At 43.0% G+C, this 12,383-nt stretch carries 12 protein-coding genes; 5 read left to right on the plus strand and 7 right to left on the minus strand.

The genetic code is table 11. The annotated features are described in order from the left end of the window. Window positions 1-11 precede the first annotated feature (11 nt). Window positions 12-1,514, plus strand: coding sequence for an arylsulfatase (locus JKJ11_RS06480; protein WP_006073916.1), 1,503 nt, complete (start codon window positions 12-14; stop codon window positions 1,512-1,514). A 44-nt stretch (window positions 1,515-1,558) separates the two neighbouring features. Here the strand turns inward: JKJ11_RS06480 and JKJ11_RS06485 are convergent, their stop codons facing one another. Then, the gene (locus JKJ11_RS06485; protein ID WP_240206667.1) at window positions 1,559-2,128 is read right to left on the minus strand and encodes a TetR/AcrR family transcriptional regulator; all 570 of its coding nucleotides are present in this window, start codon (window positions 2,126-2,128) and stop codon (window positions 1,559-1,561) included. Window positions 2,129-2,290: 162 nt separating this feature from the next. On the opposite strand from JKJ11_RS06485, the gene JKJ11_RS06490 reads away from it, so the two are divergent. The 4 genes from JKJ11_RS06490 to JKJ11_RS06505 all read left to right on the plus strand — a co-directional run bounded on the left by JKJ11_RS06490 (window position 2,291) and on the right by JKJ11_RS06505 (window position 6,067). Continuing rightward, window positions 2,291-3,532, plus strand: coding sequence for a CinA family nicotinamide mononucleotide deamidase-related protein (locus JKJ11_RS06490; RefSeq protein ID WP_124940975.1), 1,242 nt, complete (start codon window positions 2,291-2,293; stop codon window positions 3,530-3,532). Window positions 3,533-3,725: 193 nt separating this feature from the next. Next, window positions 3,726-3,965, plus strand: coding sequence for a hypothetical protein (locus JKJ11_RS06495; protein WP_252038926.1), 240 nt, complete (start codon window positions 3,726-3,728; stop codon window positions 3,963-3,965). Window positions 3,966-4,171: 206 nt separating this feature from the next. Beyond that, complete coding sequence (locus JKJ11_RS06500; protein WP_038228191.1) at window positions 4,172-5,191, plus strand: DUF2804 domain-containing protein; 1,020 nt, start codon at window positions 4,172-4,174, stop codon at window positions 5,189-5,191. Window positions 5,192-5,215: 24 nt separating this feature from the next. Beyond that, on the plus strand, window positions 5,216-6,067 hold the full coding sequence (locus JKJ11_RS06505) for a sterol desaturase family protein (RefSeq protein WP_443088384.1): 852 nt from the start codon (window positions 5,216-5,218) through the stop codon (window positions 6,065-6,067). Between the two features lie 193 nt (window positions 6,068-6,260). Here the strand turns inward: JKJ11_RS06505 and JKJ11_RS06510 are convergent, their stop codons facing one another. The 6 genes from JKJ11_RS06510 to ubiG all read right to left on the minus strand — a co-directional run bounded on the left by JKJ11_RS06510 (window position 6,261) and on the right by ubiG (window position 12,264). After that, on the minus strand, window positions 6,261-6,470 hold the full coding sequence (locus JKJ11_RS06510; RefSeq protein WP_038222859.1) for a hypothetical protein: 210 nt from the start codon (window positions 6,468-6,470) through the stop codon (window positions 6,261-6,263). A gap of 282 nt (window positions 6,471-6,752) precedes the next feature. After that, window positions 6,753-6,965 carry a transcription antiterminator/RNA stability regulator CspE gene (cspE, locus tag JKJ11_RS06515; RefSeq protein WP_006073927.1) on the minus strand — a complete coding sequence of 71 codons (213 nt, stop codon included), beginning with the start codon at window positions 6,963-6,965 and terminating at the stop codon, window positions 6,753-6,755. A 325-nt stretch (window positions 6,966-7,290) separates the two neighbouring features. Beyond that, window positions 7,291-7,566: a class I ribonucleotide reductase maintenance protein YfaE gene (gene yfaE, locus JKJ11_RS06520; RefSeq protein ID WP_006073928.1), complete on the minus strand. Its 276-nt coding sequence runs from the start codon at window positions 7,564-7,566 to the stop codon at window positions 7,291-7,293. Beyond that, the gene (nrdB, locus tag JKJ11_RS06525; protein ID WP_006073932.1) at window positions 7,566-8,699 is read right to left on the minus strand and encodes a class Ia ribonucleoside-diphosphate reductase subunit beta; all 1,134 of its coding nucleotides are present in this window, start codon (window positions 8,697-8,699) and stop codon (window positions 7,566-7,568) included. Before nrdB ends, yfaE begins: the two co-directional genes overlap by 1 nt. A 74-nt stretch (window positions 8,700-8,773) precedes the next feature. Next, window positions 8,774-11,065, minus strand: coding sequence for a class 1a ribonucleoside-diphosphate reductase subunit alpha (gene nrdA / locus JKJ11_RS06530; protein ID WP_006073933.1), 2,292 nt, complete (start codon window positions 11,063-11,065; stop codon window positions 8,774-8,776). Between the two features lie 488 nt (window positions 11,066-11,553). Further along, complete coding sequence (gene ubiG, locus JKJ11_RS06535; protein WP_038228201.1) at window positions 11,554-12,264, minus strand: bifunctional 2-polyprenyl-6-hydroxyphenol methylase/3-demethylubiquinol 3-O-methyltransferase UbiG; 711 nt, start codon at window positions 12,262-12,264, stop codon at window positions 11,554-11,556. Window positions 12,265-12,383: the final 119 nt, after the last annotated feature.

The following is a 12,383-nucleotide window of genomic DNA, read 5'->3' on the forward strand; positions in this document are numbered from 1 at the left end:
TAGGAGGCAGGATGCACCGTATATTAATGAAATGGTTAGTGCTGAGTTTATTAGGCTTGAGTTCACTTGCGAATGCGAATGAAAAGCCACCAAACATTTTTGTTATTTTTACTGATGATATTGGTATCTCTAACCTAAGTGCTTACCATCGAGGGTTAATGAGTAGTGAGACGCCCAATATTGATAGTATTGCTGAAAAAGGAATGTTGCTGACGGACTATTATGCTCAGCCTTCTTGCACAGCAGGACGCTCTGCGTTTATTACCGGACAGTTCCCCGTTCGTACCGGCATGCATACTGTTGGTCTTCCAGGTAGCCCAGTAGGACTGAATGCTGAAACACCGACACTACCGGAAATACTGAAAACCTTAGGTTATACAACTGGCCAGTTTGGTAAGAACCATTTAGGTGACCGAGATGAAGTGCTACCAACAATGAATGGTTTCGATGAATATTGGGGTTGGTTATACCATCTTAATGCGATGGAATACACTGAAGATCCTGATTGGCCAAAAGACGAAGCGTTCCAGAAATTCGCACCAAGAAATGTGATTCATTCCAAGTCAGATGGCAAGGGTGGACAAACCATCAAAGATGACGGGCCTTTGACCATCGAACGCATGCGTACTTTAGATGATGAGGTTAATAAACATGCCATCAACTTCATCGAAAATGCGGTGAAACAAGACAAGCCTTTCTTCACCTGGTACTGCCCTTCAAGAGGCCATGTTTGGACTCACTTGTCTCCAGAGTACGAAGCTATGCTCGGACAAAACGGTTGGGGCTTGCAAGAAGTCGTGATGAAAGACCTCGATGATCATGTCGGTGAGATGCTTGCCAAATTAGAAGAGTTGGGTGTAGCGGATAACACGATTGTGATCTTTACGGCGGATAATGGGCCAGAAATCATGACTTGGCCTGATGGCGGAATGACGCCTTTCCATGGTGAAAAAGGCTCAACTTGGGAAGGTGGTGTCCGTGCGCCTCTGTTGGTGAGCTGGCCAGGTAAAATTCCAGCAGGAAAAATACACAACGGGATGTTTGATGGTATGGACTGGTTACCTACGCTGGTTGAAGCCGCAGGTGGACCAAGCGATCTCAAACAACAAATGCTGACAGGGTATGAAGGCTTTAAAGCGCATTTAGATGGTTACAATCAAATATCGATGCTCACTGAACTAGCACCGTCAAATCGTAAAGAAATCATTTACTACGAACGTGACAGACTTCAAGCGGTTCGCGTTGGTGATTGGAAAGCTCATTTTGTGGTGCAAAATCATGGCTGGAGTGGACCGAAGGAAGAGCTTAATGCACCGCTGCTCTTCAACCTACGCCGCGATCCTTATGAGCGTGCTGCTGAGGAGTCTGGTATGTACATCAACTGGATGGGCAAGAAAATGTGGGCATTTGGCCCAGCTCAGGCAGCGGTACAACAACACTTAGAAACCTTTAAAGAGTGGCCTCCTGTCACTTTTGAGCCGGATGCGGTGGATGCGTCCGGAATAGGGCGCTAAATGGTTGTTAATTAAAATAGTTACTATAGGGCTGCTTGCAGCCCTTATTTTATCAGTAACTTGGTTTCCATCATGGCTTGCTCTAAATGCGTTCGGTCTTTTTGCATCGCGCAAAGTAATGTGGCACCTAACCACTTGGCATAAAGCGTTCGCGAGACCATGTATGGATTTTCTATAGCTAGCAGACCTTGCTCGTTGCCAGATGCGAAATAATCCGCCATGCGATTAATGACTTTTTCAGCGCCGTTATCCAGTTCGACTTGCATACTTGATGATGTTCCAGATATTTCACCAGACAACTTCACCACTAAACATTTAATCCGAAAATCTTCTGTCACCTTTGAATCTGACCAAAACTCGAAGTAATGTAACGCGCGCTGTTCATAGGCAATGGAGCTGTCTTCTAGATATTGACTGAGCGTGTTTAGATGGTCTTCAAAATAGTCTTCTAATAACTGGCGGCCGAAATCTTCCTTCGATTTGAAATGATGGTAAAAAGAGCCCTTCGTTGCGTTCGCTTGCTGAATGATCTTCATAATACCAATGCCAGCGAATCCATGTTCGCTAATGAGGTCAAACCCAGCGTCGAGAAGTGTTTGTTTTAAATCAGCCATAAGTCCGCCCTTTTTTGAAATCGGCGACTATTGTAACTCTGAACAAACAGACCGTACAGTCTAGCAGCGTTAACATCGTTAATCGGATGATTTGCCACGAAATCGCTATTGCTATTTCAATAACTCATGTCATCCTTATGAAAAAACCTACAAGGAGAGATCATGCCTAAAATTGCAATGTTGAGTACTGGTGAAGAGGTATTGTATGGCGATATTGTTGATACCAATGCCGCGTGGCTCAGCCGTGTATTTTATGAGCATGGGTTTTCCATGTCGAAGCGCTCTACAGTAGGTGACCAGCGAGCTGAGTTGCTACAAGAAATGATCATGCTAAGTTTGAATCTGGATGTGGTGATCGTCAATGGTGGCTTGGGGCCTACGTCTGATGATCTCACTGCTGAAGTAGCAGCGGAAGCCGCGGATCAATCTTTAGTGTTGAACCAAGGTTGGTTGGAAACACTTAAAGCCTTCTATGCTCAACGCGGTAAATCCATGCCTGACAGCAACATCAAACAAGCAATGTTGCCAGAGGGCGCGGTGGTGGTTGATAACCCAATTGGCACCGCATGTGGTTTCAAAATGATGATCAATGATTGCTTGTTTTACTTCACTCCAGGTGTCCCAAGCGAATTCAAAAAAATGACGCTTGAGCAGATTTTGCCTGACTTAAAACATGAATTCCCTAATCAACAAGGTAGGGTATGCCGACGTTTATATACGTTTGGCCTATCGGAATCTGGTATTGCAGACACGCTTTCAAGTCTTAATCTACCGCCGGAATATGAGTTGGGCTATCGTTCTTATCTTCCTTTTATCGAAGTCAAACTGTTTGGTCCTTCAGACGATTTAGAAATAGGGTCAAGAGTGCTCTCGATGATAGAGAAGCTCTTGCATAGTAATGTTGTCAGTGTCGATCAACCTATGCTGGACAGAATTGGTCATTTGGTTGAGTTACATAAACCAACCATTGCTATATCTGAACATGGTACCAAGGGTTACCTAGCCTCTTGGCTTCAAGACAATGAACAGATTGAGCAATATTGCGGGGCAACATGGGTACTTGGCTCTAAAACGGCATCGCCGCTTGATAGAGACAGTGAAAGGTTGGGGGCCACTCTAGCGCTAGCAGGAGCGACAAAAAGCAACTGCAGTTCAGATATTGCCTTGTCCACAGGAAAGCTTGAAGGTGGAGAGTTCTCCGTGGCGCTTTCAACGCCCAAAGGTGAATGGGGGCAGACGCTAAAACTGCAACGAAGCTACAGCTCTCAAAGTGTAAAAACTGTCATTAGTACGGTGGCGGGAGATATGCTTAGACGTTACCTAGATAATAAGCCAATGTTCCCTGATTATGGCTTTCTTACTCGTACCGAAGAGATATTTCTACCAACGGATCAGTTAACTTGATCCTACTAAGATAAATATTCAACACAGTGCCTATATTCTATTTTGTTATGTATATATGAAAATTAGATCTAGCTCACAATAAGCTGATCTCTAACAGGAATTTCAAATTCTCATTTTTGAGAGTAGCCCTTTCTTTTTATTTGATTAAAATCAATGTTCACCCTGAAAATGGTGGTGTGTAGGAGGGGTAAATATGATCCAGCAATCAAGAATAAGAGTGTTTTATCAGATCGCCAATGAGCAGATTATGCTTGGCGAAACACTCAGCAAACAATGCGGTGATATAGCGGCTATGTGGTTGAAGGCTCCTATGGAAGAGATCCTGTCTGATGACGGTTTTAGAATCTCGCTCTACGATGATGGTGGACGTCGCATTGCAGACAAACATGTTTCTATGGGTACAGCAGACTCCATATTGTCGACTGTCGACTGAGACCCAATTCAAGTTACTTTAGGCTGATCAATTTGATCAGCCTTTTCTTTTTCTGATGTTTATTTGTACGATTCTGTGATCCATTTTGTGCTTTTGCTCTAATTTGTCCACAGTTGCTGATTCTTGTCTCATACTTTGCGAACCCACACTTTGTGAACCAACAAAAATAAGGCCTAAATAAGGCTATGAGAAGAGAAAGTATTAGAATGAACACGCCTTCTGTTCAACAAATTAAATCGCTAATGGGAGTAGATGGTAAACCTAACTACGGTCATCTTTTATCCATTCCAGAAGCTCTAGACATTGCCAGCTTTCGCTACTATTCCACAATGGATAGAGAACGCAGTTCACTCGCTAAATATTTCCATTACAAGCAGTTTCAGTTTGTCAGTATTTTTACTTCCAAATACGTTTTAGGCATAGCGATCGCTGATATTCGCTACCTTGGAACCAGTTTTTGCTATCTCTATGACATTGAAAAAAAACAACTCGTTGAAGAGAGTTGGATGCGTCCCGTGGGATTAGGGTATTCACTCACAGCGTCGCCTTGGAAAGGGAAAGCACAGTTCAATCAAGGGCAGATTTGTTTTGATATTGAAGAGGGAGAGTGGCGGGTTCGAGCTAAGTGTAAAGCGTTCGAATTGGACGTATTGCTTGATGCCGGAGATGCAGAAAGTACACCGCTAATGGTTTCATCGCCTACAGGCTACAACGGATGGACTTATACGCAAAAGCATAATGCATTGAATGTGAGGGGAGAGTTCAAGGTAGGTGGTCAAACGCAGCCGATGGAAAGTTGTCTAGGGGGGTATGACTTTTCAGCAGGTTTTATGAGGCGTGAAACAAGTTGGCGCTGGGCGAGTATTAACGGTAAAGCTCAAGGTGTGACAATTGGTCTTAATCTCGCGGCTGGAGTAAACGAGACGGGGGTAACTGAAAATGTACTTTGGGTTAATGGTAAGCGTAGTCTATTAGCGGGTGTAATGTTTGATTTTGACCGACAAGTACCAGATTCTGACTGGCGCATTTATGATGAGCAAGGGCGAGTTGATTTGACCTTTCAACCGCTTAATGCTCGTAAAGAGAAACTCAATCTTTGGGTACTTAAAAGTAATTTTCGCCAGTTCATTGGCCATTTTTCTGGTGTTGTAAAGGATGAAGAAGGTCGCGAGTATCAACTTTCGCAAGTAATGGGATTAACCGAAGACCACTTTGCAAAGTGGTAAATACAAACAAAGAATCAATGGAATATGATGGATAAACTTGTTCAAAACCCGGAGTGGTTGTTAATTGTATTAGCTCCTTTATTTGTCATTATGATGGTGCTCGAGTATTGGCTTGGTCAACGGGGAAACCGCCTGCCAAGCTCAGCCCAGTACTCTCTAAAGGAATTGGCATGTAACTTCTCGTTGGCTGGGCTTCATCAACTTACCGATCTCGTTGCGGGGCTGTTTATCGCAAAACTATACCTGCTAGTGTTTGGCTGGAAACTTTTTGATATCAAGATGTCATTAGGCATGTTTTTGGCGTTAATGGTATTACAAGACTTTTTCTACTATTGGTTCCATCGAGCGAGTCATCGCATTCGCTGGATGTGGGCTGCTCACGTTGTCCACCATAGTTCCGAGAATATGAACTTCAGTACCGCATTTAGACAGAGCTTAATGTACCCGCTAGCGGGAATGTGGCTGTTTTGGATGCCACTGGTCATTATAGGTTTCGACCCTAAATGGGTGGTATTTGTAGTGCTGCTGAATCTAGGTCTACAGTTCTTTGTTCATACACAATGGATACGTCGATTAGGGCCCCTTGAATGGGTGATTAATACCCCATCGCACCATCGGGTTCATCATGGTGTCAACGCGCAATACATAGACAAAAACTACGCGGGAATTCTGATTATCTGGGATCGAATGTTTGGGACTTTTGAGCCTGAAGTAGAAGAAGTTCGTTATGGAATCAGTAAGCCAGTTAATAGCTTCAATCCAATCACGGTTACTTTTGCCGAATGGAAAGATATGCTAAATGACTTATCACGCAAAGATCTGACGTTAAGGGCGAAAATCAAAATGATTTTATCTCCGCCAACGGATACGCATTAACCTAAGATTGATCAAATTACTGCTGTGATAAAGGTTGAGTGTTGTGACGAGAGTGAGTAAGGCGAGAGAGTCACTATAAAAGTCGCAATATTATCAAGGTGCTGAAGGCGGTAAGCACGTTGATGGATAGTGTTTATGATTAGTTATAGTGATGGTCAATGGATACTGGCCTTAGTAGTGAAGGTACTGATTATCAAGCCTGTAGTGAGAACTTTCCGATTAGCTCGTCATGGACGTTGGTAATGGTGCCAGTATGAGTAGATTCACAGTAACTAAACGCCAAATTTAGGTCTTTGGTTTTTGCTCTGGTGAGAAAGTGTCTAAGCAAAATATCGCTGTTTAGTTGGTGCGGTTCAGAGACCCAAGTTACATTATCTTTGATTGATTTAAACGTTACTTTCATATTTCTCCTATTTGGATTTTTGTGTGTTTTTAGTGGATTCACGGTTTTGGTAAAACCAAAAGCGTTTTCTGCCGATAGATCGAGACATAATTTACCTAAATATAATGATGCGAATTGTAGATTTAATACCATCAGAGAGTGATGGATGTTTGAGCGTGTTGCTTGATAGAGAAATGTATAGCGAGAACGTTGAGAGGAGAGGTTATTGCTAGTTTTTTCTAAAATCCAAAGTGAAAAGATAAGATGAAAGCGGTTAATGATGCCGCTTTCATCAATAAAATCTTATAGAGCTACAACGTTTGCAGCTTGAAGACCTTTCTGGCCTTGCTCTACTTCAAAAGACACTTTTTGGCCTTCTGCTAGAGTTTTGAAACCTTCAGATGCGATAGCACGGAAATGAACGAATACGTCAGCACCGCCATTTTCTTGAGCTAGGAAGCCGAAGCCTTTCTCTTCGTTAAACCATTTTACTGTGCCGTTTACTTTGTTAGACATGATGTGTCCCTTATATAAATTTAAAATTGTTGCGATGCGCTGATGGGCTGGAATTATTTAATGTATCGATGAAGCTTAGGGAAACACTGAGGATGACGACAATAACGAAGAGATTCTGAGAGTTTTACTTTTACAACTGGATATTTCATTTAATAACTCTGAACAACAGAGCGGCGCCAGTATGGGGCTTATAAAACACCTTGTAAAGGGTTATTTTTAATGTTGTACGATTTAGTGAAGGGAATTGCACACTCGCTGACTACACCTGCTCAAACCCGCAGCAATAAAAAACGGCTCTGGAGAGCCGTTTTGGGAATGACTTGAGCTATGCTCGCTTCTTAACTTGATGCGCAATATTGTCGAGCTCGATATCAGTTTTCGCTCGACAAATACAAGGCAGAATTTCATTACCTTGTGTATATGCCATTGCAAACCCTACATATTCCACTTCTCCCGAAACCAGTGTGCAGCGGCAAGCGCCACAGTGCCCGTCTCGACAGTTGTATTCAGGTTCTAACCCTGCTTGCTCCATAGTCTCTAAGACTGTGTTTGAAGGGTTAGACTCTATAGTGGTGATAGAGTTTATCTTAATGGTTGGCATTAAAGTTCGAAGCCCTCGAAGTCGTCTGCGTTTACTTCATTGTCGATTTGACCGACAAGGTAAGAACTGATCTCTGCTTCTTGTGGTGCAACCTGTACATTATCAGATGATAACCAAGCGTTAATCCAAGGAATTGGATTCGATGTAGCTTCTGGATAAGCTGCATCAAGACCAACTGCCTGCATACGAACGTTCGAGATATATTCAACGTATTGGCACAGGATATCTTTGTTAAGACCGATCATAGAGCCGTCTTTGAATAGGTATTCTGCCCACTCTTTTTCTTGCTCTGCCGCTTCTTTGAATAGGTCGAAACAGTCTTGCTTACATTCTTCAGCGATTTGCATGAATGAGAAATCGTCTTGACCGTTACGAAGCAGGTTAATCATGTGCTGAGTACCGGTTAGGTGCAGCGCTTCATCACGAGCAATCAGCTTGATGATTTTCGCGTTACCTTCCATCAGTTCACGCTCTGCGAACGCAAACGAACAAGCGAAACTCACGTAGAAACGAATCGCTTCTAGTGCGTTTACTGACATCAGACATAGGTACAGCTTCTTCTTCAGGTCGTACAAGTTAACTTTAACTTCTTCGCCTTTGATGTTGTGCGTACCTTCACCGAAGCGGTGGTAGTCGTTTGTCGCTTGAATTAGATCATCGTAATAGTGTGCGATGTCCTTCGCACGCTTTAGGATGTGTTCGTTTTCAACGATATCGTCAAAAACCACACCTGGATCGTTCACTATGTTACGGATGATGTGCGTGTAAGAACGAGAGTGGATAGTCTCAGAGAATGACCATGTCTCGATCCATGTTTCTAGCTCTGGAAGTGACACGAGCGGTAGCAGAGCAACGTTCGGGCTACGACCTTGAATCGAGTCTAGAAGCGTTTGGTACTTCAGGTTACTGATGAAAATGTGTTTTTCATGCTCTGGCAATTTGTTGTAGTCAATTCGATCGCTTGATACATCTACTTCTTCTGGACGCCAAAAGAAGGAAAGCTGTTTCTCAATCAGCTTTTCAAAAATCTCAAATTTTTGTTGGTCATAACGCGCAACGTTCACTGGTTGACCTAGGAACATTGGTTCTTTTAATGCGTTATTCTTTGTTTGGGTAAAAGTACTGTAAGCCATTGTGCTGCAATCCTTTTTAAGCCCCTCCGTTTAAGGGAAGGGCGAGAAAATCTTAACTTGTTTACTGCGAGATATTAAATCTTACAGCCGCCGCCTGCGCAATCGTCATCTTGCTCAACTACTACTACAGATTTGTCGCTTTGGTCGTCTTTCGCACCGTCGCGAGTGTTATGGTAGTAAAGTGTCTTCACGCCATATTTATACGCAGTAAGCAGGTCTTGAAGCAATTTCTTCATCGGCACTTTGCCGCTTTCGTAAACGCTTGGGTCATAGTTAGTATTTGCTGAGATCGCTTGGTCAACGAATTTCTGCATGATACCTACTAGATGCAAGTAACCGTCGTTGTTGCCGATGTTCCAAAGTAGTTCGTAGTTCTCTTTTAGATTAGCGAAGTCTGGAACAACCTGTTTCAGGATACCGTCTTTTGATGCTTTCACTGAAACGTAGCCACGAGGTGGTTCAATACCATTAGTCGCGTTAGAAATCTGAGAGGAAGTCTCAGATGGCATTAGCGCCGTCAGTGTTGAGTTACGTAGACCAAATTCCATGATTTCAGAACGTAGTGCATCCCAATCATAGTGCAGTGGCTCGTCACATACTAAATCGACATCATTCTTGTAAGTGTCGATAGGTAATAGACCTTTCGCATAGTTTGTCTCATGGAACGATGGGCAACGACCTTGCTCTTTCGCCAGTTCGACAGACGCTTTTAGCAAGTGGTATTGAATCGCTTCAAATGTACGGTGAGTAAGGTTATTTGCAGAACCGTCAGAGTACTTAACACCATTTTTCGCAAGGTAGTAAGCATAGTTAATGACACCGACACCCAGCGTACGACGATTCATCGTAGACTTATAAGCCGCTGGTAATGGATAGTCTTGATAATCAAGTAGAGCATCAAGAGCACGAACCACTAGGTCCGATAGATCTTTTAGGTCATCGAGCTCGTTGATTGCACCAAGGTTAAATGCCGAAAGTGTACATAGCGCGATTTCACCTGAGTCGTCTTCTACGTTTGACAATGGCTTAGTTGGCAGTGCGATTTCTAAACATAGGTTAGATTGGCGAACTGGCGCAACTTTCGAATCGAATGGGCTGTGCGTATTACAATGGTCTACGTTTTGAATGTAGATACGACCTGTAGAAGCACGCTCTTGCATCAGTAGAGAGAATAGCTCTACCGCTTTAACGGTTTCTTTCTTAATTGATGGATCGTTTTCGTACTTAACGTATAGACGCTCAAACTCATCTTGATCTTCAAAGAACGCGTCATATAGACCTGGTACGTCTGAAGGCGAGAATAGAGTGATGTTGCCACCTTGAACTAGTCGAGCATACATGAGTTTGTTCAGCTGAACGCCGTAATCCATGTGACGTACACGGTTTTCTTCTACACCACGGTTGTTCTTAAGAACAAGTAGTGATTGTACTTCGCCATGCCACATAGGGTAGAACACAGTTGCTGCGCCACCACGAACACCACCTTGCGAGCAGCATTTAACCGCTGTTTGGAAGTACTTGTAGAATGGGATACAACCAGTATGGAATGCTTCGCCTCCACGGATTTCAGAACCCAGCGCGCGAATACGACCGGCATTGATGCCGATACCAGCACGTTGCGAAACGTAACGAACAATTGAGCTTGCTGTTGCGTTAATAGAATCTAGGCTATCGCCACATTCAATCAGTACGCACGAGCTAAATTGGCGCGTAGGAGTACGAACACCTGACATAATAGGTGTTGGTAGAGAAATCTTGAATGTTGATGTTGCATCATAAAAGCGCTTGATATAGTCAAGACGAGTCGCTTTTGGATACTTAGCGAATAGGCAAGCCGCTACCAGGATGTAGAGGAACTGTGCACTTTCGTAAATCTGACCAGAAACACGGTTTTGAACGAAGTACTTACCTTCAAGCTGTTTTACGGCAGCATATGAGAAGTCGTGATCTCGAGTGTGGTCGATATAGCTATCCAACTCATCTAATTCAGACTTAGTGTAATCTTCCAATAGATGTGCATCGTACTTGCCCATCTCTACCATTTTAGAAACATGGTCAAATAGCGCTGGTGGCTCATATTGGCCATAAGCTTTTTTACGAAGGTGGAAGATAGCTAAACGCGCAGCTAGATATTGATAGTCTGGTGCATCTTCTGAAATCAAATCTGCAGCAGACTTGATAATAGTTTCGTGGATATCTGACGTAGTAATACCATCATAAAACTGGATGTGAGCCTTGAGTTCTACCTGAGATACAGAAACGTTGTTAAGCCCTTCTGCAGCCCATGCGATGACGCGATGGATTTTTTCGAGATCGATACTTTCTTTGCGGCCATTACGCTTAGTAACGGTAAGTTGTTGGTTCATTCTGAGGTGTTCCCTAACAAAACAATATGAAGCTTCGCTTTTATGAAATTTTGTTGAGTCTTAGCGATAGCTTCGTGATCAATGTCACCCTATACGTTTCGGCTTCCAACACAAGATATAGGGGTCATCTTAACTACGAGTTACAAGATAGTGCTATAGCGGGAGATTTTCAAGTTTGAGAAATTGAATGTCTTGTGGATAACTAGGGGAAAGAAAAATTTCAGTTAGTAGATACTTACCACTGAAGATAGACCTGACTTAGTAGTGAAATTTGCGTGCTAGCAGATTGGTTTTGTTTTAAACAAAGACGAAAAAAAATTCCTTGATCTTTGCCAATTTTTGGTTGTTATTCTTTAGCTCAATAAAACTGCGATATCGGCACACAAAATCGGCGAAAGTGTCTTGTTTTTGTAAATGATTTGTGTGTGAAAATTAACGAAGCTGAGTGCCAATTAACCGAAGGAAATTGGCACTAGATATAGAGGAACTTAAAGCGACTTTTCGGTGAACACGATGTAGTTCACATCGACACGATTACCCAGTTTATAGGTATCGGTTAGTGGATTATAGAGAAGTCCTGTAATCCCTTTCTCCGTAAGGTCAGTTTTATCGATCATCTTGATAAGTTCTGAAGGCTTGATGAATTTGTCATGTGAGTGTGTGCCATCTGGAACTATTTTAAGCAGCTTCTCTGCACCAACGATAGCAAATAAGTAAGACTGCAAGTTGCGGTTAAGGGTGGAGAAGAACACTTGGCCACCAGGCTTAACCAGTTTTGAACATGATGCGATGACTGATGCAGGATCTGGCACGTGTTCTAGCATTTCCATACATGTTACGACATCATATTTGCCTGCGTTTTCAGCGGCGTGCTGTTCTACTGTACTTTGCACATAAGTCAGTTTGGTGCCTGTTTCTAATGCATGCAGTCTGGCGACTTCAAGCGGCTCTTTACCCATGTCTAACCCTGTAACCTCAGCACCTTGTTTCGCCATGCTTTCTGCAAGGATACCGCCGCCACAACCTACATCAAGAACGGTTTTACCAAACAAGCCATTGGCCTTTTCTAAAACATAATTGAGTCTGAGAGGGTTGATTTGATGTAGTGGTTTGAACTCACCTTCAAGATCCCACCAGCGACTTGCCATCTCTTCAAATTTCTTAATTTCGTTGAGGTCTACGTTTTGTTGCTTATCCATATATGCCAAGAGTGTTGTTCCAAGGTTGCGACGCAGTATACCGCAAATTGGATTGGGAAATATCTTCTCGTAGACAGAATCCTCAGAATTCTTTATCCAGCACACTATTTATCTGATTA

It is taken from the genome of Vibrio sp. SCSIO 43133 (assembly GCF_023716845.1).
Classification (GTDB): Bacteria; Pseudomonadota; Gammaproteobacteria; order Enterobacterales; family Vibrionaceae; genus Vibrio; species Vibrio mediterranei.